The sequence below is a fragment of the Streptomyces sp. NPDC050759 genome (assembly GCF_044456945.1).
Lineage (GTDB): Bacteria > Actinomycetota > Actinomycetes > Streptomycetales > Streptomycetaceae > Streptomyces.
This window is the reverse complement of sequence record NZ_JBITGI010000003.1, coordinates 280,405-300,619: the sequence shown is the minus strand read 5'-3', so window position 1 is coordinate 300,619 and position 20,215 is coordinate 280,405. Positions and strand designations below refer to the sequence as shown.

Sequence of the window (20,215 nt, the reverse complement as noted above, 5' to 3'; positions counted from 1 at the left end):
TGGGCCACCGCGATCCGCTCCGGACGCCGAGTCACCGCCGTCGGGCCAGGACGCCGGATCACCACCGTCCGCCCAGGACACCAGGCCACCACCGTCCGCTCCGAACCCCGGGCCACCACTGTCCGCCCCGGACCCTGGGCCACCGCGATCCGCTCCGGACGCCGAGTCACCGCCGTCGGGCCAGGACGCCGGATCACCACCGTCCGCCCAGGACACCAGGCCACCACCGTCGGCCCAGGACGCCGAGTCCGCCCAGCAGCCGTATGAAGGAAACTGGCTCGCGCTGTCCGTGCATCCCGGTCCGGACCGGCTGACCTGCACGGTCAGGCCCGCGAGCCGGGTGAAGGACAGTCCCGAGGGACAGGAGACCGCCGAGTTGTCCGAGACGGGCAGGAGCCCGCTCGCGCCCCTGTACCGTCCGATCGCGCTGGCCATCGCCCTGACCGAGGCGGTCACCGCCCGGCAGGTGTCCGCCGTCGTGATGCGGGAGCTGCTGCCCGCCTTCGGGGGCCGTCGGCTCGCGATCTACCTCCTCCAGGAACGGCACCTCTACCTGGAATGGGAGACCGGCTTCCCCAAGGGTTTCCTCGCGCCCTTCGACGGAGTGGACCTGGGCACCCACCTGCCCGGCGTGGAGACCCTCACCACCGGTCGTCCGCTGTTCTTCGACTCGATGGAGCAGCTGACGGCCGCGTACCCCGGTATCGCCCTGGACGCGGCCGAGGGCGCCCGGGCCTTCCTGCCGCTGATCGCCTCCGGGCGGGCGGTCGGCTCCTGCATCCTCGGCTTCGACCGGCCGCGCAGCTTCAGCACCGAGGAGCGCACGGTGCTCACCGCGCTGGCCGGACTCATCGCCCACGCCTTGGAGAAGGCACAGCGCTACGAGTCGGAGACCGCGCTCGCCCGGGGCCTGCAGCAGGCGCTCCTCCCCCGACGCCTCGCGGCACACCCGCAGCTGGAGACCACCGGGCGCTATCTGCCGGGCACCGCGGGGATGGAGGTCGGCGGGGACTGGTACGACGTCGTCGAGTCCGGTGACGGCCTGGCCCTCGTCATCGGGGACGTCCAGGGGCACGGCGTGCAGGCGGCGGCCACCATGGGCCAGCTGCGCAGCGCGGTCAGGGCGTTCGCGCTCGGCGACCGGCCGCCGGACGAGGTCATGAGCAGCACCAACCATCTCCTCACCGACCTCGATCCCGGCCTGTTCGCCAGCTGCTGCTACATCCGTCTCGACCCCGCCACCGGGGTGGCCAGGGCTGCCCGCGCCGGCCATCCGCCACCCCTGCTGCGCAGCCCCGACGGCCGCACCCGGGTCCTGGACCTGCCCGGCGGCGTCGTCCTCGGCGTCGACCCGGGGGCCCGCTATCCGGTGACCGAGCTCCAGATGGAACCCGGCGCGATCCTGGCGCTCTACACGGACGGGCTGGTGGAACGGCCCGGCAGCGACATCGACGAGGGGATCACCGCCTTGCGGGTGGCCCTCGCGAAGGCCGGCGCTCCGGCGGCCCGGCCGGGCGGGCGATCCCTGGCAGGCGTCGCGGACCGCCTCACGGCGACAGCCCGGCACACCCTGGACCGCCCGGACGACATCGCCCTACTGCTCGCCACCCGGCGCACGCCACCCCCGCCCGGGCCGCACTGAGAAGGGCATGCGGCTGCTCTGTCACAGCGTGTGACGCCCCTCGCCTCCTGGGGCCCGGCAGCGGCGACCCCCCGGCACGCCCCGGACCCCCCGGACGACATCGCCCTACTGCTCGCCACCCGCCACACGGCATCCCACCCGCGCCGTACTAAGAAGAGTCCGTCGCTGTCCCGTCACACCACGTGACGCCCCCGCCTCCCAGGGCACGACAGCAGCGACCGCCCGGCACCCCCCCAGACGACATCACACTCCTGCTCGCCACCCGCCGCACGGCACCCCACCCGCGCCGCACCAAGAAGAGTCCGTCGCTGTCCCGTCGCACCACGTGACGCCCCCGCCTCCCAGGGCACGACAGCAGCGACCGCCCGGCACCCCCCAGACCCCACGGACGACATCGCCCCACTGCTCGCCACCCCGCGCCCAGCACCCCCACCCGGACCGCGCTGAAAAGGACCTGTGGCTGTTCTGTCACACCGTGTGACGCCCCTCGCCTCCTGGGGCGCGGCAGTGTAGACATGGGCACATGGTCCGACTCCCGGGCCGTTCCGGGGGCGGGCCGGCCCGTCGCCCCGGCGGCCCCCGCCCGTCCCAGACATCCGACGCCGCTCACGACCAGCACGAGGGCCCGCTGAGGGGCAGTTCGCCCACGCGGGTGGAGCGTGACGGGGCTCGGTCACGGCGGCGGCCGGGAGCCCTGCGGGCGGCGGTCGGCGGACGCAGTGTGGCCGGACAGGTGTTCGTCCTGCAGGTCGTGATCGTCCTGCTGCTGGTCGTGGCCGCGGTGGTGGCGCTGGTGCTCCAGGTGCGGCACGACAGCACCATCGAGGCCCGCAACCGTTCCGTAGCCGTGGCCGAGGCCTTCGCCAATGCTCCGGGCACCGTGGAGGCGCTCAGCTCCCCCGACCCGTCGGCGGTGCTCCAGCCGCGCGCCGAGGCGGCCCGCCGGGCGACCGACGTGGACTTCATCGTCGTCATGAACACCGACGGCATCCGCTACACGCACCCCAAGCCGGACCGCATCGGGAAGAAGTTCGTCGGGAACATCGCCCCCGCACTGGCCGGGGACGTCGTGACCGAGGACATCACGGGAACCATCGGACCGCTCGTGCAGGCCGTCGTCCCCGTCAAGGACGACGGGAAGGTCGTCGGCCTGGTGTCGGCCGGCATCACCACGGCGAAGGTGGGCGGCACCGCGAACCAGCAGCTGCCGCTGCTCCTGATGGCCGCCGCCGTGGGACTCGCCCTCGCCACCGGCGGCACCGCGCTGGTCAGCAGACGGCTGCTGCGCCAGACGCACGGTCTGGGTCCGCACGAGATGACCCGCATGTACGAACACCACGACGCGGTCCTGCACGCCGTACGGGAGGGTGTCCTCATCGTCGGCGGCGAGGGTCGGCTGCTGCTCGCCAACGACGAGGCCCACCGGCTGCTCGACCTGCCCGCCGACGCGGAAGGCCGGCACGTCCTGGACCTCGCCCTCCCCGCCGACACCGCCGGGCTGCTGGCCTCCGGGCGGGTCGCCACCGACGAGGTGCACCGGGTCAAGGACCGGCTCCTCGCGGTCAACCAGCGGCCCACCGACATCCAGGGCGGCCCACCGGGCAGCGTCGCCACCCTGCGCGACTCGACCGAGCTGCGCGCCCTGTCCGGGCGCGCCGAGGCGGCCCGCGAGCGCCTCGACATGCTGTACGACGCCACGGTGGGCATCGGGACGAGCCTGGACGTCACCCGCACCGCCGAGGAACTGGCCGAGCTCTCCGTGCCGCGGTTCGCGGACTTCGCCACCGTCGACCTGTTCGACGCGGTGCTCAGCGGCGGCCAGCCGGAGGCGGCGACCACCCTGCGCCGCACCGCGCTCAGCGGGATCCGCGGGGACGCCCCGCTGTACAAGGTCGGTGAGCGGATCCCCCTGGTCGACTCCGCTCCCCAGTCCCGCGGCATCAGCAGCGGCCGGGCCGTCCTGGAGGGGCGTCTCGCCGAGGCCACCGGGTGGCGCGCGCAGGACCTGGAGCGCTCCGCCCAGGTCGTCGAGTACGGCATCCACTCGCTGATCGCCGTCCCCCTGCGGGTCGGCGATCTCGTCCTGGGCACCGTCAGTTTCTGGCGCTCGGACAAACCCCAGCCCTTCGACACCGAAGAGGTCGCCCTCGCCGAGGAGCTCGTCACCCGGGCCGCGGTCTCCATCGACAACGCCCGCCGCTACACCCGCGAGCACACCATGGCGGTGACGCTCCAGCGCAGTCTGCTGCCGCGCCGGCTGCCCGAGCAGGACGCCCTGGACATCGCCTACAAGTACCTGCCCGCGCAGGCCGGGGTGGGCGGCGACTGGTTCGACGTACTGCCGCTGTCCGGTGCGCGGGTCGCGCTCGTGGTCGGCGATGTCGTGGGCCACGGGCTGCACGCCGCGGCCACGATGGGGCGGCTGCGCACGGCGGTGCACAACTTCTCCGCGCTCGATCTGCCGCCCGACGAACTGCTCGCGCTGCTCGACGAGTTGGTCGCCCGGATCGACCAGGACGAGGCGGAGGAGAGCGGCAACTCCCCCGTCACCGGCGCCACCTGCCTGTACGCCGTCTACGACCCGGTGTCCCGGCTGTGCACGATCGCCCGGGCCGGCCATCCGCCGCCCGCCCTCATCCACCCCGACGGCAGCGTCGAGTACCCCGACGTCCCCGCCGGTCCCCCGCTCGGTCTCGGCGGCCTGCCGTTCGAGACGGCCGACCTGGAACTCGCCGAGGGCAGCCGTCTGGTGCTCTACACGGACGGGCTGGTGGAGGACCGCGAGCGCGACATCGACGTGGGCCTGGAGCTGCTCCGCACGGCCCTGGAGCAGGCGGGACCCTCGCCCGAGGACACCTGCCGGGCCGTACTGGACGCACGGCCGCCGGCCCGCGCCACCGACGACATAGCGCTGATCGTGGCCCGCACCCAGGCGCTCGCCGCCGACCGGATCGCCGAGTGGCAGGTCCCGGCCGACCCGGCGGCCGTCTCGGACGTCCGGGCGGCGGTGTCCCGGCAGCTCGCCCGCTGGGACCTGGACGAGCTCGCGTTCACGTCGGAGCTGATCCTGAGCGAGCTCGTCACCAACGCCATCCGCTACGGCGGCGACCCCATCCAGGTGCGCATGCTGTACGACCGCACCCTGATCTGCGAGGTCTTCGACAGCAGCAGCACCTCACCGCATCTGCGGTACGCGGCGATGACCGACGAGGGCGGCCGCGGCCTGTTCCTCGTCGCCCAGCTCAGCGACCGCTGGGGCACCCGGTACACCCCGCTGGGCAAGGTCATCTGGGCCGAACAGCCGCTGCCCTGACCCGGTTCGGGCGCCTTCGCCACTCATAAGGTGATCTTATGACCCCATAGACCGGACCCGCGTACCGACTTAGGCTTGCCTTAGCTTAGGCTTCCCTCGAGTTGATCTGTCACCGCTCGAAGGGAACCTGATCATGCCCCGCCCCCTGCGGGTAGCCATCGTCGGAGCCGGCCCCGCCGGGATCTACGCCGCCGACGCGCTGCTCAAGTCCGATGTGGCCACCGAACCCGGTGTCTCCATCGACCTCTTCGAGCGGATGCCGGCCCCGTTCGGACTGATCCGTTACGGCGTGGCTCCGGACCACCCCCGGATCAAGGGCATCATCACGGCCCTCCACCAGGTGCTCGACAAGCCGCAGATCCGTCTCTTCGGCAACGTCGACTACCCGACCGACATCAACCTGGACGACCTGCGCGCGTTCTACGACGCCGTGATCTTCTCCACGGGCGCGACCGCCGACCGCGAGCTGCGCATACCGGGCATCGAGCTCGACGGCTCGTACGGCGCCGCCGACTTCGTCTCCTGGTACGACGGCCACCCGGACGTGCCGCGCACCTGGCCGCTGGAGGCCGAGAAGGTCGCCGTCCTCGGCGTCGGCAACGTCGCGCTCGACGTGGCACGCGTCCTGGCCAAGACGGCCGACGAACTCCTGCCCACGGAGATCCCGCCGAACGTCCACGAGGGCCTCAAGGCCAACAAGGCGCTGGAGGTCCACGTCTTCGGCCGCCGCGGCCCGGCGCAGGCGAAGTTCTCCCCGATGGAGCTGCGCGAGCTGGACCACTCCCCCAACATCGAGGTCATCGTCGACCCCGAGGACATCGACTACGACGAGGGCTCGATCGAGACCCGGCGCGGCAACAAGCAGGCCGACATGGTCGCCAAGACGCTGGAGAACTGGGCGATCCGCGATGTCGGCGACCGTCCGCACAAACTGTTCCTGCACTTCTTCGAGTCGCCCACCGAGATCCTCGGTGCGGACGGCAAGGTCGTCGGTCTGCGCACCGAGCGCACCGCCCTGGACGGCACCGGCAACGTCAAGGGCACCGGCGAGTTCAAGGACTGGGACGTCACCGCGGTCTACCGCGCGGTCGGCTACCTCTCCGACAAGCTGCCCAAGCTGCCCTGGGACATCGACTCGGGCACGGTCCCGGACGAGGGCGGCCGGGTCATGCAGGAGAGCGGCGAGCACCTGCAGTCGACGTACGTCACCGGCTGGATCCGGCGCGGCCCGGTGGGCCTGATCGGCCACACCAAGGGCGACGCCAACGAGACGGTCTCGAACCTCCTGGACGACTTCGCGAACGAGCGTCTGCAGACCCCGGGTTCGCCCGAGCCGGAGGCCGTGGACGTGTTTCTCGGCGAGCGTGGCGTCCGCTTCACCACCTGGGAGGGCTGGTACAAGCTGGACGCCGCCGAGAAGGCGCTGGGCGAGCCGCAGGGCCGCGCGCGCGTGAAGCTCGTCGAGCGCGAGGACATGCTGCGGGAGAGCGGCGCCTGACCGGGCCGGACGGCGGCGGAACCCCCGCCGCCGTCCGGTCGTTCCTTCCGTGTCCGTACGACCGTGCGGGCGAACGCGGGACGAACGGGGCGGGTGTGGCACGCGTACTGGTCATCGGCGGTGGCATCGCCGGTACGGCGGCGGCTCTGGCGCTGCACAAGGCGGGCTTCGAGGCCGCCGTGCACGAGGCACATCCGGACTCGGCCGAGGACATCGGCGCGTTCCTCACCCTGGCCAGCAACGGCATGCGCGCCCTGGCCCAGTTGGACGCCTCCGCGGCGGTGACGGCGGTCGGCTTCCCGCTGACCTCGCTGCGGGTCATGGACGACACAGGCACCGAGGCGGCGCACGCCCCCATGGGCGAGACCTCCGACCCGCTCCTCCACTACCGGTGCCTGCGCCGCGGCGACCTCAACACCGCGCTCCAGGCCGAGGCCGCACGCCGGGGCATCACCGTCCGGCACGGCGCACGGCTCGCCTCTGTCGAGGACGGCCCCGACGGCGTTACCGCGCACTTCGCCGACGGCACCGCCGCGACCGGCGACCTGCTGATCGGCGCCGACGGCCTGAACTCCGCCGTACGGCAGTCGATCTCGCCCGGGACGCAGCCGTTCTACGCCGGCCAGTACGTCTTCTACGGCTACACACGCGCCGCGCTTCCTCCCGGCCCGGACGCGTGCATCACCATGGTCCGCGGCAGCGGGGCCGCCTTCGGCTTCGCGACGTCGCCCGACGGGGAGACGTACTGGTTCGCCCGGGTGACCGGAGACCCGTTGCCCGCCGAGGAGTTGGCGCAGGGCACGCCCGCACACTGGCGCGACCTGCTGCTGCCGCTGCTGCGCAAGGACACCACCCCGGCCGCCGACCTCGTCGCGGCCACCGGCGACGACCTCATGGTCACCCATGCCACCGAGATCCCCACCGGCACCCCGTGGCGCTCCGGGCGGACCCTGCTCATCGGCGACGCCGCCCACGCGGCCTCACCCGCGACCGGCCAGGGCGCCTCGATGGCCCTGGAGGACGCCGTGGTCCTCGCCAAGTCCCTGCGGGACGCGCCGGACACGGATGCCGCGCTCGCCCTCTACGAGACGCTCCGCCGTCCGCGCGTGGAGCACAACATCATCGTCAGCGGCAACATCTCCCGGGGCACCCACACCCCCTCGCCCGCCGCCCGCCCCTCCGACGAGGACCTCGTCCGGCTCCTGGAGTGGGGCGGAGACCTCTGGGCCGAGCGGCAAGGGGAGAAGGGCTAGGGATGGTCAGGGGGCGACGCCCGCCACCGGGAAGCTGGGTGGCTTCCCGATCCGCCGGGAGCGGACGGCGGCCGTGGCGAGCATCTCCCGGGCCGCGTCTGTCGTGCACCAGCACCTGGAGCACTCCGTGCTGCGCAGCTCCGAGCCCGCACCGCGGCGCAGCGGGCGGCGCCCCAAGGCCTGACCCTCCTCAGGAGAACAGCGCCTGGACGTCCGGCTTCTTGCCGCCGAAGATGCCGTCCTCCTCGCCGAGGGCGGCGAGCTTCTCCAGCGAGGCCGTGTCCACCTGGGGCGGCCAGCTCGGGAGGATGAGCTTGGTCAGCACGTCGCCGCTGATCTTGGTGTAGACGGTGAGGATCTGCCGGGCCTCGTCCGGGTGACCGGTGGCGTACTTCAGCGACTCCGTCATGGCCTCGGTGAACTTCTTCACCAGGTCGGGGTCCTGCTGCGCGATCTTCGTCGAGGTGAACCAGGTCGCGACCGTGAGCTTCGGATCGGTCTCGGCGAAGGGCGAGGCGATGACCCGGGCGCCTTGCGCCTTGGCGATCGTCTGGGCCGGCTCGCCCATCCACGCGGCGTCCACCCGACCGCCGTCCAGCGCGGCCGGCATCTGGTCGAAGGGGATCTCGACGAACTTCACCTTCGCCGGGTCGCCGCCGTCCTCGCGCACCGACTCGCGGACCGTGGTGTCCCCGATGTTCTGGAGGGTGTTCACGGCGACCGAGCGTCCGGCCAGGTCCTTGGCGGACTTCACCGGACTGTCCTTCTTCACCAGGACACCGGTGACGTCGGCCCCCACCTTGCCGTTGGAAGCAGCCCCGTTGACCACGGACTTCACGGGAACGCCCTTGGTCTGCGCGAGCATCAGGGACGTGGTGTTGCTGAAACCGAACTGGAACTGGCCGCTCACCACTCCGGGAATGATCGCCGCGCCGCCCTGCGCGGTCACCATCTTCAGCTCGATCCCGCGACTGGCGAAGAACCCCTTCTTCTGCCCGAGATAGAGCGGCGCCACGTCGACGATGGGGATGACACCGACCGTGACCTGGGTCTTCTTCGCTCCGCCCGCGGACGACGTGCCGCCGCTCCCGGAGTCCGACGATCCGCATCCGGCGGCACCCGCGAGGGTCACCACCGCAACGGCAAGTCCGAGCACACGCCTTTGCATGGGGCCCTCCTGACGAGGCGTCGGAGCGCCTCACGACCCGTCCACTGATGTTGTGCACATCATTGACGCCCGCAATGTACACGCCTACTTTCGCCGGTGTCAGTCCCCCCGACCGCAGCAAAATGCGGACGGCCCCCAAGGAGCCCATGTCTCGTGATGCACCGCATCCGCACCCGCATCCGCACCCGTACGCTCGTCACCGTCGCGGCACTGCTGATCGCCGCTCCCCTCGCCCCGGCCGCCCACGCCGCCGAGGACGTCCATGTCGAGGGCCGGCTGCCGTCCGGCGCGACCTACCTCATGGATGTGCCGGCCGGCTGGAACGGCACGGTCCTCCTCTACAGCCACGGCTACACACCGCCCGGCGTCCCCAACCCGGCACGCAACGCGCCCGACGACACCACGAAGGCGTTGCTGCTGACCCAGGGTTACGCGCTCATCGGGTCCTCGTACGCCACCACCGGCTGGGCGGTGACCGAGGCCGTGCCCGACCAACTCGCCACCCTCGACGCCTTTACCGCCCGCTTCGGACGCGCCGGGCGCACCATCGCCTGGGGCACGTCCTACGGCGGTCTCGTCACGACCGCCCTCGCGGAGCGCCACGCGAACCGTCTCGCCGGTTCGCTGTCGATGTGCGGCCTCGTCCAGGGCGGCGTCGCCAACTGGAACAGCACGCTGGACCCGGTCTTCGCACTGAAGACGCTCCTCGCACCCGGCTCGGGGATCCGGCTGACCGGACTGCCGAGCCCGGCCGCCGCGACCCAGGCGTCCGACGCCATGGCCGCCGTCCTCACCGAGGCGCAGCAGACCGCCGACGGCCGGGCCCGTATCGCGCTCGCCGCGGCCCTGCACAACATCCCCGGCTGGAACGACCCCTCACAGCCCCGGCCCGAGCCCACCGACTGGGACGCCCAGCAGTCCGGCCAGTACCAGGCCGTCGTCGGGCTGGTGAAGTTCCCCGCCTTCGTCTGGCGCCAGGAGGCCGAGTCCCGGGCGGGCGGCAACATGTCGTGGAACACCGGGGTCGACTACCACGCGATGCTCCGCGACTCCCCCTACCGCAAAGAGGTCAAGGAGTTGTACGCGAAGGCAGGACTCTCCCTGAAGTCCGACCTCAACACTCTCGACAAGGCCCCGCGCACCCGCGCCGACACGAAGGCAGTCGGCTGGATGAGCCGGACGAGCACCTTCACCGGCCGCCTCACCAAACCCCAACTGAACATCCACACCACCGGCGACGCGCTGATCCCGGTGCAGTCCGAGAGCGCCTACCGTCGGGCCGCCACGGCCGCGGGCTCGGCACCCCTGCTGCGACAGCGCTATGTCGACAACGCGGGCCACTGCACCTTCAGCCCCGGCGAGCAGATCGCCGCCCTGCACACCCTGGAGGACCGGATCGCGACCGGCCACTGGGCAGGCAGCGACCCGGCCGCACTCAACTCACGCGCCACCGAAGCCGATCCGGGATCACCGGCCCGCTATGTCCCCTACTCCCCCGCCGATTACCCCAGGCCCTACGACCGGACATAGCACTCAGCGGACCTCGGCGGTCACGGTTCCGAGGTCTCGGACTCGAGTGCAGCGCGCGTCGCCTTGCCGTAGACGCCGGACTCGTCCTGGAGGACGAAGCGGCTGACCTGGTAGCTGCGCACCGCACTCTCGACCTGCTGGTCGAAGTCGCCGTCGGCTTCCCCGCCGTAGATGCCGACCTGCCGGAGGCGGAGCTGGAGTTCGACGACCTCGGGCCCCTGGTCGCCGAGGCTGAGGACAGGTGGCCGGCCGCTCGACATCGTCGGGCCCGGGGCCGCCGTGACGGTGGCGGCCGCGCTCGACGGCGTCCCGGTCGGGGTGGCGGTGCCCGTCGGGGACGCGCTGTCGCCGGCCTCCGCGCTCGGCGAGGAGGAGGGCGGCCGGGACGACTGTGCCGAGGTGGCCGTAGGAGAAGAGGCGGTGACGGACGGTCCGCTCGACGACGGCTGCGGCTCCGGTACACCCGCGCGCACGCCACCGGCCACCGAACCGTCCCGTGAAGGGCCGTCGTAGGTGAAGAACCCGCCGACGAAGCCACCCGTGACCAGGACGGCGGCGGCCGCTCCCGCCCCGGCGACGATGACCGTCCGCCGTCTCCGACGGTCCGGGCCGCCGTCGGCCCGGGGCTCCACGGGCGGCTGTGGAAGAGTCTCCTGTTCCGCGTCCGTGCCGGCCTCGACGACTTCAGTCAAGTCCTCTGGCACGCCCGGCGGTTCTGGCTCGCCGACGGCAGGGTCCGCCGGTTCCTCGCCGACCTCCACGAAGGGCCGTATGCGCACCGGGTCGAAGTCCTCCGCGGCCGCCGCCTCGGCCGTACGGGACTCGAGGTGGGCCTCGGAGGCGCGGTGCGCGCAGGTGCAGGAGGGAGTGCCGTCCGCCGCCCTGGGCGCCCCGCACTCCGGGCAGACGAGGACTGGTGGTTCACTCACGCGCATTCCCTCTCCGTACGATCTTCATATCGTAGACAGATATGCCGCGCGGAAATTCCACAACTCTTATCGATCTGGAGCCACGGCGTCCGCAGGGCCGGGATTCAGCCATCGCGCGTGAAGGAGAGATGAACGGTGGCGAGCGCGGGGTATCAACAGGCAGTCAGGCGCAGGGGACTTGGCGTCACAGGAGCACGCGAGACCGCGACAACATGGGATAACCGGCGGTAACTTCTGTCCCGCTCGCTCCCATTCACCCGCGCCACTCCGTCAGGAGACACTCCCCATGCGCAGACTCCTCGCCGCCCTGGCGGCGACCACCGCCGTCCTCGGCGGACTCACCGCGGCCGCCCCCTCCGCCACGGCCGCCGACTCGGGCAGCTTCAGCGTCCTCAGCTACAACGTGGCCGGCCTGCCCTCGGCCATCTCCAGCGCGTCGACGCCCCGCGAGTCGAGCACCACGGCGATCGGTCAGCGCATAGCGCCCTACGACATCGTCCACGTGGAGGAGGACTTCAACTACCACGCCTACCTCTACGCGGGCGACACGAACCACGCCTACCGCACCCCCACCAGCGGCGGCGCCGGCATCGGCAGCGGCCTCAACACCCTCTCGAAACTCCCCTACGACGGGGACGACTTCGAGCGGGTGCGCTGGAACTCCTGTCAGGTGGACTCGGGCGACTGCCTCACCCCCAAGGGCTTCACCTTCATGCGCGAGCGCCTCGCGGAGGGCGTCTACGTCGACTTCTACAACCTGCACACCAACGCGGGCACCAACGACGGCGACCTCGCCTCCCGCGCCGACAACCTCAACCAGCTGACCGCCTTCATCCAGGCCCACTCCGCAGGGAACGCGGTCGTGGTCATGGGCGACACCAACACCCGCTACACCCGCTCCGGTGACACCATCGCCGAGTTCGCCGCCGCCAACGGCCTCACCGACCCCTGGGTGAAGCTCGTCCGCGGCGGCACTCCGCCCGCCAAGGGCAGCGACGCCCTGGTCTGCGACCAGACGGGCCCGACCGTGCCCAACACCTGCGAGGTCGTCGACAAAGTCCTCTACCGCAGCAGCAGACTCGTCTCGCTGAACGCCACCTCGTACAACAACGAGCACGCCAAGTTCCTCACGGACGCCGGCCTGATGCTCTCGGACCACGACCCGATCAACGTCGGCTTCACGTGGTCGCGCAACGCCGCCTACCAGCTCAGCGACCAGTACGGCGGCCCGCACGGCGACTACTACAACGACATCAACAGCGTCCCCGCCGGCGCCCGCGCCACCACCGTCGCCCTGCGGGCCGGCTCCCGCATCGACCAGCTGAGCCTGACTCTCGCCAACGGCACCACCCTCACCCACGGCGGCACCGGCGGCACCGCGTCCTCGCTGACCCTGGGCAGCGGCGAGTACGTGACCACGGCGAACCTGTGCCAGGCCGAGAAGGACGGCCACACACGGATCTTCTACGCCAAGTTCACCACCAACCTCGGCCGCGCCCTGACCGGCGGCACCACCACCTCCGACTGCGTGACCCGCACCGCACCGACCGGCTGGCAGATCGCCGGGTTCCACGGCCGCGGCGGCGACGAGGTCGACAAGGTCGGCTTCATCTACACCCAGCGCTGACCCCACTCGTCCGGGGCGCTCCCGCGCCCCGGGCGCACAGGAATCACAAAAGAGTGACAGGACGATTGACGCGCTCATGGCCAGGCCCTACTTTCTGATCGATTTGCCGAACTCCGTTCGAAATACCGGTCATTGAGGTGCCCCCGCACGCCACCTTGGAGAGCACGATGAGCGCAAACCCCCACCTGTCCCGCCGCGGCCTCCTGGGCATGACGGCCGCCGTGCCGCTCGCCCTGACGCTCGGCGCGGGCACCGCGCAGGCCGCCGACTCGGCGTACGCGATGGTGTACTTCACCGAGTCGACCAACCTCGGCGACGGCACCGACTACGGCCTGCACCTGGCCGTCAGCCCCGACGGGCTGAACTGGACGCCGCTCAACCAGAACAACCCCCTGGTCACCCCCACCGCCGGCGCGCTGGGCCTGCGCGACCCGTTCCTCATGCGCAAGCAGGACGGCACGTTCGTCGTGCTCGCCACCGACCTCAAGGGCACCGACTGGAGCTACAACAGCCAGTACATCCACGTCTGGGACTCCGCCGACCTGCGCACCTTCACCGGCTACCGGCGCCTGAAGCTGCACGACATGACGACCCACAGCTGGGCGCCGGAGGCGTTCTGGGACGCGGGGCGCGGCCAGTACGCGGTAATCTACTCCTCGGTCAACTCCAGCGGCCACAACGTGATCATGGTCAACTACACCAGCGACTTCGTCACCGCCTCGGCCCCGCAGGTCTTCTTCGACCCCGGCTACGACGTCATCGACGGCGACATGGCCGTGGGCGTGAACGGCTACAACTACCTCTTCTTCAAGAAGAACCAGACCCTGGTGAGCGCCAAGTCCACCACCCTGAACCCGGGCAGCTTCACCGAGTACAGCGCGGGTGTGGCCCACGGCGGCACCGAGGCCCCCACCGTGGTCAAGTCCCTCAGCTCCGGCACCTGGTGGCTCTGGGGCGACACCTACACGCCCAACGGCGTCTTCTACGCCTGGCAGTCCACCAGCCCCGCCACCGGCACCTGGACCGCCCTCGATCAGAAGACCTACACCCAGCCGGTCAACTCCAAGCACTGCGGCATCGCGACGATCACCACGGCCGAGTACAACAACCTGCTCACCAAGTGGGGCGCCCCGGCCTGGAACCGGCTCAAGTCCTACAACTACCCGGCCCGTTACGTCCGTCACTCCGACTACGCGGGCCGCATCGACGAGTACCCGGTCGAGCCGTACAAGGACTCCCTGTGGACCCTCGTCCCGGGCCTGGCAGACAGCTCCGGAGTCTCTTTCCGGTCGGTCAACTACCCCGACCGCTACCTGCGGCACTACAACTACGCCCTCCGCCTCGACGTCAACGACGGCACGTCGACGTTCGCCGGTGACGCGACCTTCTACCGCACGGCGGGCCTCGCGGACGCGAGCTGGGCGTCCTTCCGCTCGTACAACAACCCGACCCGCTACATCCGTCACTCCAACTACGTCCTGCGTATCGACCCGGTGTCCACGACCACGGAGAAGCAGGACGCCACATTCCGAGTCGGTTACTGATTCAACCGAAAAGCCCCCTTGGTGCTCCGCGTTGTATACGCTCCAGGTCTTCTTCACGAGACCTTCACAGGGGGGCTTTTCCATGCGCAGAGGACACATAGCCGTCGTCGCGGCCGCAGGCGCGCTGACCGTGCTGACCGCGGTCCCGGCTCACGCAGCCGAGTACTCGTCGGCACTGAAGATCAAGGGCGTCCAGTACGACGCCCCGGGCCGGGACTCCAACAGCTGTGCCACCGGCAACACCGACGAGGAGTACCTGACGATCAAGAACTACTCGCGGACCGCGACGGTGAACCTCAAGGGGTACGTGGTGAAGGACGCGGCGGGCAACAAGTTCACCTTCACCGCCAGTCACTCCCTCCAGCCCGGCGACTACGTCAAGCTCCGCGGCGGGCGCGGCGACGACTCGGACGCGAAGAACGTCGTGTACCGCGACAACTGCAACTTCATGTGGAACAACGACAAGGACACGATCTACCTGTACAAGCCGTCGGGTGCGCACGCCGACACCCACGCGTACACCAAGAGCGTCAACGACCGGGACGGCAACGGGTACATCACGTACCACGGCTGAGCAGGTCGCGTCCGCTCACGACGGTCAGCGCGGCGGTCAGTGCGACCAGGGCCGCCGCCTGGGTCAGGACACCCACGCGCAGCGCGCCGGGCAGGACGTCGAGCCACGGGTAGACCGCGGTGATCCTGACCGCCAGGAGGAGCAGACCCAGCGCCGCGAGGGCGGCGGCCTCTTCGGCGGGGACGCGGTGCTCGCCCCGCCCGCGGTACAGCAGCCAGGCGAGGGCCGTCACGAGGTAGCACGTGACGAGCGCCCAGACGGTGTCGACCCCGCCGGGCAGTGCCACCACGGAGCCGCCCATCAGCACACAGCAGGCGGCGAAGACCAGGCCGGGCACGCCCGCGGGAAGAGCCGCCGGGGGCGCGTCGCGGTGCTGGGCCGCGCACAGTGCCAGCGCCGACGACCAGGCCAGCACGGCGGCCGCGACGACATAGGCGGAGTCCGAGGGAGCGAAGTCGCGGGCCCAGAGATCGACCAGCGGCATGAGCGTCGGCAGGGCCGCCACGAGTGCGGAGACCTGGGCGAGACGGCGGCGGTCACGCAGGAGGGCGAAGTAGGCGACCGTCCACAGCAGCGGCAGGAACCACTGGGCGGCCGCTTCGGCGCCGGCCCACACGCCGTGACCGGTGAATCCGTCGGTGAACATGTCCCATTGGCTGCCGCCGCGGGTCGACACCCAGGTCAGACCCAGAACCCGGTCGACCACGGCGGACGCCGCCTGCAGCAGGACGGCGAAGAGCGCGAAGAGGCGGACGGCCGAGCCGAGCACGGCGTACCGGCGGGGCGCGCCGCCCGCGCCGAGCCTGCTGCGCACGGCCAGCGCGACGATGCTCGCCACCTCGCCGAGGGTGGGCCGGCTCTGGTCCTGGGTCTCCCGGTCGACGTCCCAGAGGTAGGTCTCGACCATCTCCTCCTCACGCTCGCGCCGGTAGTAGGCGGGCAGCAGGCGCAGGACGGCGCGGTAGCGGGCTTCGAGCAGCGTCGTCATGCCAGACCTCCGGCGAGTCCGTGGCCCGCGGCGGGCGTGCCGGTCGTTCCAGGAGCGCTTCCGGGGCTGCGCCGCCCCTCCGCGATGCGCTTCTTCGCGGCGCTCGCTCCTGCGGCCAGCCGCTCGGCCTCGGCGTCCAGGGCCGCGGTGCCCTCGTCGGTGAGCCGGTAGTAGCGCCGGAGCCGGCCCTGCTGCACCTCCTCGCGGTCCAGCACGATCAGTTCGTCGGCGGTGAGCCGGTCCAGTACGCCGTAGAGGGTGCCGACGCGCATCTGCACGGCCCCTTCGGACAGTTCCTCTACCTCGCGCAGGATGCCGTAGCCGTGCCGCGGCTGATCGGCGAGGGCGGTCAGAACGAAGAACGCCGCCTGTGTCATGTTCCTCGATGCCATGGGACAAGAATATATCGGCTCCCGATATATTCAGCGAGCCGAAACGCGCGATCGAGTGAGAACGGTGAACAGGGCCCGCCCCAATGCGGATGGTGGGCGGGCCCTGTTCGGGAGGTCATTTTGGCGTGCGGGGTCCCGAACCGGGCACGAGTGAAGCGCGGCTGCCTTGTGCGGAGCGTGTGCGCCCCGTGTGCGCGGGGCAGATCATGGGCTGGCGGGCACCGCACACCCGACGTGTCCGCCTGCCGGACCCGCCTGGTCCGTACGGGTCGGCGGCGACGATACTTGGCACTGGCACGCACCACTCCTTCTCACAGATGGACCCATGTCAAGCACTCGCAAGGCAGACCCCACGGCACCTTCCACCGTCTGGCTGGCCCGCGGCCGCCATCTCGGATCCGACGCGGCCGACGTCCTGCGCCAGAACCTGGAGCGACTGAAGGAGAGCGCGGCCCTCGACGACTTCCAGGAGCCGTCCGGGACGGAGGACGACCGGGACCGGATCTTCGAGGCCCGCTGGCGGGTCGCCGACGAGGTGACCGTCCGGGCCCGGCTCTCGCTCGCCCCCGTGTCGAGCGGCGGACAGGAGTGGGTGCTGGCGGCCGAGGCGGAGCAGCCGTGGGACCTGCGGTGGCCGTCGCCCGCGACCATGTTCTGGCCCGACGGCGCGGACGTCTTCTGGGACCGTGACGCCGCCACGGGGCTGCGCCTGAGGGACCTGAGTGTGCTGCCCGAGGAGGACAAGGACGTACGGCGGCTGCTCCGGCAGGCCGTGCGGGGCAGTTGGGCCGTGCATGTCGTCGTCCACGAGGCCATGACCACCGGCCAGCGCGGCCGCCGCCCGCTGGCGGACATGGTCCCGCCCGGTCTGCGCCACCGCGTGGTCGAGCACCGGGCGCAGCCGCACCAGCTGCGGGTCCTGAACTGGGCCGTGAAGGACTTCGGCGTGGAGGTGCCGCGCGGCGGTGCCGTGGTACTGCCCGGGACGCCGGTGCCGCCCGGCTACGACGGCCAGGACTTCTCCGTCCGCAGCGTCTTCCTCGACGGCTCGGAGCCCACCGAACTCATCGCGACCGTGACGCGCTACGCCATGATGCCCAAGCCGCTGCCGGACGACGCCTGGGCGGCGGTGACCTCTCTGCGGGAGCAGTGGCAGTTGCTGACGCTGCAGGAGCAACTCGCACGCGAGCGCGCGCTCGTGACGATGTACGCCGACGCTCTGGAGGCCATGACGAAGTCCCGGGACCTGTACCGGGAGGCCGCCGAGCGGGCGAACGAGGCGCTGGCCATCTACCGCGAGAACGCCCCGGCACCGGAGCCCCGTGCGGATGCGGAGGCCACCTCGCCGTTGCAGCAGCTGTCAAAGACGTTCGGGCGCTGGAAGGGCACCTTGAAGCCCGCGGCCCGCGACGAGGAGTCGGACCAGCAGATCAGCTGAAGAGGCAGATCAGCTGAACAGCGGAAAGCGGTCCGCGTCGGCTCCGAGCGCCTGGCGTTCGGGGTCTGTGAGCGGCGTGCGTCCGGTGGCGGCGCGGGCGCAGTGCTCGTCACTCCAGTCGAGCGGAACGGGCCGGCCGAGGAGACCGTCGAGGGTGGCACGCACCGCGGCCAGGCCCGCCGGGGACGGCCCGACGGCCTCCGGCAGGTCGGTGACGAGGTCGAGGTGGTGCACGGTGGCCTCGACGGCGAGGGTGAGCATGAGGTCCCCGGCCGTCAGCACATGGCCCTGAGTGGCGACCCGCAGATCCGGCCGGGCGTCCGTGACGGCGTTCACGGCAGCCGCGGTGGTCTCCAGGTACAGGTCGCGCAGCTGGCGGAAGTCGAGGAACATGCTGGCGCTCACCCGGTTGAAGCGCCGTCCGTTCGCCGCGCCGGCCGGGTCCGGCGCCCAGTCCCGCCAGTACGTCACGGCGTCCCGGTCGGGCCATCCGGCAGCGGGCGTGTGCAGGGCGACCAGGGCGCGCTGGGCGTCCCCGGCACAGTGGAAGACCAGGTCGCGGACCGCCCAGCCCGCGCAGCCGGCGGGTCGCCAGGACTCCTCGTCCCCGAGGGGGCGTACGACGGCCGCGAAGGCCTCGTAGGCGGCGCGCAAGACGTCTGCGTTCATGGCGCCAGCCTAGGCAGGGCTCTCTTTCCTGGGTGACGGGAGGTGTCGGAGGGCCCGCTGTGGATACGCGGTGGGGACAGCACCTCGGCCCGTCCGGAAGGTCACCGTCCATATGAGCGGCGAGAACAGCGACAACGCCACCTGCTCGGAGACGACGCTCACGGTCAACGGCAAACCCCACACCCTCCTCGTGGACCACCGGCGCGTCCTGCTCGACGTCCTGCGCGAGGATCTGGACCTGTGGGGTGCCAGGAAGGGCTGCGACCACGGACAGTGCGGCGCCTGCACGGTCCTGGTGGACGGGCGCCGGGTCAACAGCTGTCTGCTGCTCGCGGTCGCCCTGGACGGCAGCGAGGTCCGGACCGTCGAGGGCCTCGGCGGCGACGGGGAGCAACTGCACCCCCTGCAACAGGCCTTCCTCGACCGCGACGCCTTCCAGTGCGGCTACTGCACCCCCGGCCAGCTCTGTTCGGCGCTCGGCATGCTCGACGAGGCCGCGGCGGGCCACCCCTCGCACGTCACCGGCGAGGCGCCGGCCGGCCGTCCCGTACCGCTGGACCGGGACGAGATCCGCGAGCGGCTCAGCGGCAACCTGTGCCGCTGCGGCGCCTATCCACGCATCGTCGACGCGGTCGAGGACGTGATCCGGTGAAGACCTTCGACTACGTACGGGCCTCCAGCCCCGAAGAGGCGGCCGAGCTCTTCGCCGCCCGTCCCGGCGCCCGCTACCTCGGCGGCGGCACCAACCTGGTCGACCTGATGAAGCTCGGCGTCGAACAGCCGGACGTCCTCGTCGACGTCAGCCGGCTGCCCCTGGACGAGGTCCAGGAGCTCCCGGACGGCTCGCTGCGCGTCGGCGCCATGGTCCGCAACAGCGACCTGGCGGCCCATCCGGTCGTCCGCGACCGCTACCCGGCTCTCTCCCAGGCCCTGCTCGCGGGCGCCTCGGGGCAGCTGCGCAACGCGGCCACCACGGGCGGCAACCTGCTCCAGCGCACCCGCTGCCCGTACTTCCAGGACGTCTCCAAACCCTGCAACAAGCGGGCGCCGGGCAGTGGTTGCGGCGCACGTGAGGGCGTGCACCGGGACCACGCGGTACTCGGGCACTCCCCGCACTGCATCGCCACCCACCCCTCGGACATGGCCGTCGCGCTCGCCGCGCTGGACGCCCGCGTCGAGTTGTACGGCACCGAGGGCGCCCGGAGCGTGCCCGTGGCCGAATTCCACCGCCTCCCGGGGGAGCATCCCGAGCGGGACACCGAGATCCTCCCCGGCGAACTCGTCACCGGAGTGCTGCTGCCGGCGGCCTCGGCCGGGCTGCCGTCCGCCTATCGCAAGGCCAGGGACCGGGCGTCGTACGCCTTCGCCCTCGCCTCGGTGGCCGCCGTGGTGCGGGTGACGGACGGGGTGGTCGACCATGCCGGGATCGCCTTCGGCGCGCTGGCGCACCGGCCGTGGCGGGCGCGGCGGGCCGAGCAGGCGCTGGTGGGCGCCGCGCCCACGGCGGCCGCGTGCGAGCACGCGGTCGACCTGGAGCTCTCCGCCGCCGAGCCCCTGCGGGACAACGCCTACAAGCTGCCCCTGGCGCGCTCGCTCGCCCTGGACGTCCTGACCCGGCTCACCGCGGCCGCCAGGACCTGAGGAGGACGC

16 protein-coding genes are annotated in these 20,215 nt (G+C 71.5%); 11 read left to right on the top strand and 5 right to left on the bottom strand.

Going from position 1 to position 20,215, the window contains the following annotated elements:
• The 4 genes from ACIBJB_RS11315 to ACIBJB_RS11300 all read left to right on the top strand — a co-directional run.
• Positions 1–1,642, top strand: a 1,642-nt coding sequence (locus tag ACIBJB_RS11315; RefSeq protein WP_398929029.1) for a SpoIIE family protein phosphatase, incomplete at its 5' end; no start/stop codon positions are given.
• 523 nt (positions 1,643–2,165) lie between these two features.
• Positions 2,166–4,955 (top strand): SpoIIE family protein phosphatase, encoded by a 2,790-nt coding sequence (locus ACIBJB_RS11310; protein ID WP_398929027.1) that lies wholly within the window; start codon positions 2,166–2,168, stop codon positions 4,953–4,955.
• A 133-nt stretch (positions 4,956–5,088) separates the two neighbouring features.
• A complete protein-coding gene (locus ACIBJB_RS11305; protein ID WP_398929025.1) occupies positions 5,089–6,453 on the top strand; it encodes an FAD-dependent oxidoreductase in 1,365 nt (454 codons plus the stop codon).
• 95 nt (positions 6,454–6,548) lie between these two features.
• Positions 6,549–7,706 (top strand): FAD-dependent oxidoreductase, encoded by a 1,158-nt coding sequence (locus ACIBJB_RS11300; protein WP_398929023.1) that lies wholly within the window; start codon positions 6,549–6,551, stop codon positions 7,704–7,706.
• A 190-nt stretch (positions 7,707–7,896) separates the two neighbouring features.
• On the opposite strand, the gene ACIBJB_RS11295 is transcribed toward ACIBJB_RS11300, so the two are convergent.
• A complete protein-coding gene (locus ACIBJB_RS11295; RefSeq protein WP_398929021.1) occupies positions 7,897–8,874 on the bottom strand; it encodes an ABC transporter substrate-binding protein in 978 nt (325 codons plus the stop codon).
• A gap of 156 nt (positions 8,875–9,030) precedes the next feature.
• Between ACIBJB_RS11295 and ACIBJB_RS11290 the strand changes: the two genes are divergently transcribed.
• Positions 9,031–10,404 (top strand): alpha/beta hydrolase family protein, encoded by a 1,374-nt coding sequence (locus tag ACIBJB_RS11290; RefSeq protein WP_398929832.1) that lies wholly within the window; start codon positions 9,031–9,033, stop codon positions 10,402–10,404.
• A 20-nt stretch (positions 10,405–10,424) separates the two neighbouring features.
• Here the strand turns inward: ACIBJB_RS11290 and ACIBJB_RS11285 are convergent, their stop codons facing one another.
• On the bottom strand, positions 10,425–11,333 hold the full coding sequence (locus tag ACIBJB_RS11285) for a peptidoglycan-binding protein (RefSeq protein WP_398929019.1): 909 nt from the start codon (positions 11,331–11,333) through the stop codon (positions 10,425–10,427).
• Positions 11,334–11,619: 286 nt separating this feature from the next.
• Between ACIBJB_RS11285 and ACIBJB_RS11280 the strand changes: the two genes are divergently transcribed.
• The 3 genes from ACIBJB_RS11280 (at position 11,620) to ACIBJB_RS11270 (ending at position 15,078) form a co-directional block, all read left to right on the top strand.
• Positions 11,620–12,960, top strand: a complete 1,341-nt coding sequence (locus tag ACIBJB_RS11280) for a jacalin-like lectin (protein ID WP_398929017.1) — start codon at positions 11,620–11,622, stop codon at positions 12,958–12,960.
• Positions 12,961–13,127: 167 nt separating this feature from the next.
• Entirely contained in the window at positions 13,128–14,504 is a 1,377-nt protein-coding gene (locus tag ACIBJB_RS11275) for a glycoside hydrolase family 43 protein (RefSeq protein WP_398929015.1), read from the top strand.
• An 82-nt stretch (positions 14,505–14,586) separates the two neighbouring features.
• Positions 14,587–15,078, top strand: coding sequence for a lamin tail domain-containing protein (locus ACIBJB_RS11270; RefSeq protein WP_398929013.1), 492 nt, complete (start codon positions 14,587–14,589; stop codon positions 15,076–15,078).
• Here ACIBJB_RS11270 and ACIBJB_RS11265 read toward each other — a convergent pair.
• Positions 15,062–16,066: a hypothetical protein gene (locus ACIBJB_RS11265; RefSeq protein ID WP_398929011.1), complete on the bottom strand. Its 1,005-nt coding sequence runs from the start codon at positions 16,064–16,066 to the stop codon at positions 15,062–15,064. The genes ACIBJB_RS11270 and ACIBJB_RS11265 overlap by 17 nt on opposite strands.
• The gene (locus tag ACIBJB_RS11260) at positions 16,063–16,443 is read right to left on the bottom strand and encodes a PadR family transcriptional regulator (RefSeq protein WP_398929830.1); all 381 of its coding nucleotides are present in this window, start codon (positions 16,441–16,443) and stop codon (positions 16,063–16,065) included. The genes ACIBJB_RS11265 and ACIBJB_RS11260 overlap by 4 nt, the downstream gene beginning before the upstream one ends.
• 340 nt (positions 16,444–16,783) lie before the next feature.
• Between ACIBJB_RS11260 and ACIBJB_RS11255 the strand changes: the two genes are divergently transcribed.
• A complete protein-coding gene (locus ACIBJB_RS11255; protein WP_398929008.1) occupies positions 16,784–17,896 on the top strand; it encodes a hypothetical protein in 1,113 nt (370 codons plus the stop codon).
• Between the two features lie 9 nt (positions 17,897–17,905).
• Here ACIBJB_RS11255 and ACIBJB_RS11250 read toward each other — a convergent pair whose 3' ends face one another.
• On the bottom strand, positions 17,906–18,565 hold the full coding sequence (locus ACIBJB_RS11250) for a maleylpyruvate isomerase N-terminal domain-containing protein (protein WP_398929006.1): 660 nt from the start codon (positions 18,563–18,565) through the stop codon (positions 17,906–17,908).
• Between the two features lie 112 nt (positions 18,566–18,677).
• Here ACIBJB_RS11250 and ACIBJB_RS11245 point away from each other — a divergent pair, with 112 nt between their 5' ends.
• Both ACIBJB_RS11245 and ACIBJB_RS11240 read left to right on the top strand, forming a co-directional pair.
• Positions 18,678–19,217 carry a (2Fe-2S)-binding protein gene (locus ACIBJB_RS11245; RefSeq protein ID WP_398929004.1) on the top strand — a complete coding sequence of 180 codons (540 nt, stop codon included), beginning with the start codon at positions 18,678–18,680 and terminating at the stop codon, positions 19,215–19,217.
• A complete protein-coding gene (locus tag ACIBJB_RS11240; RefSeq protein ID WP_398929002.1) occupies positions 19,214–20,206 on the top strand; it encodes an FAD binding domain-containing protein in 993 nt (330 codons plus the stop codon). The genes ACIBJB_RS11245 and ACIBJB_RS11240 overlap by 4 nt, the downstream gene beginning before the upstream one ends.
• Positions 20,207–20,215 lie beyond the last annotated feature (9 nt).

Coding starts and splice junctions, on each gene's coding strand:
- ACIBJB_RS11250 (WP_398929006.1), bottom strand. CDS start 18,565: ATGAACGCAGACGTCTTGCGCGCCGCCTACGAGGCCTTCGCGGCCGTC.
- ACIBJB_RS11280 (WP_398929017.1), top strand. CDS start 11,620: ATGCGCAGACTCCTCGCCGCCCTGGCGGCGACCACCGCCGTCCTCGGC.
- ACIBJB_RS11245 (WP_398929004.1), top strand. CDS start 18,678: ATGAGCGGCGAGAACAGCGACAACGCCACCTGCTCGGAGACGACGCTC.
- ACIBJB_RS11255 (WP_398929008.1), top strand. CDS start 16,784: ATGTCAAGCACTCGCAAGGCAGACCCCACGGCACCTTCCACCGTCTGG.
- ACIBJB_RS11270 (WP_398929013.1), top strand. CDS start 14,587: ATGCGCAGAGGACACATAGCCGTCGTCGCGGCCGCAGGCGCGCTGACC.
- ACIBJB_RS11310 (WP_398929027.1), top strand. CDS start 2,166: ATGGTCCGACTCCCGGGCCGTTCCGGGGGCGGGCCGGCCCGTCGCCCC.
- ACIBJB_RS11260 (WP_398929830.1), bottom strand. CDS start 16,443: ATGACACAGGCGGCGTTCTTCGTTCTGACCGCCCTCGCCGATCAGCCG.
- ACIBJB_RS11275 (WP_398929015.1), top strand. CDS start 13,128: ATGAGCGCAAACCCCCACCTGTCCCGCCGCGGCCTCCTGGGCATGACG.
- ACIBJB_RS11265 (WP_398929011.1), bottom strand. CDS start 16,066: ATGACGACGCTGCTCGAAGCCCGCTACCGCGCCGTCCTGCGCCTGCTG.
- ACIBJB_RS11295 (WP_398929021.1), bottom strand. CDS start 8,874: ATGCAAAGGCGTGTGCTCGGACTTGCCGTTGCGGTGGTGACCCTCGCG.
- ACIBJB_RS11305 (WP_398929025.1), top strand. CDS start 5,089: ATGCCCCGCCCCCTGCGGGTAGCCATCGTCGGAGCCGGCCCCGCCGGG.
- ACIBJB_RS11290 (WP_398929832.1), top strand. CDS start 9,031: ATGCACCGCATCCGCACCCGCATCCGCACCCGTACGCTCGTCACCGTC.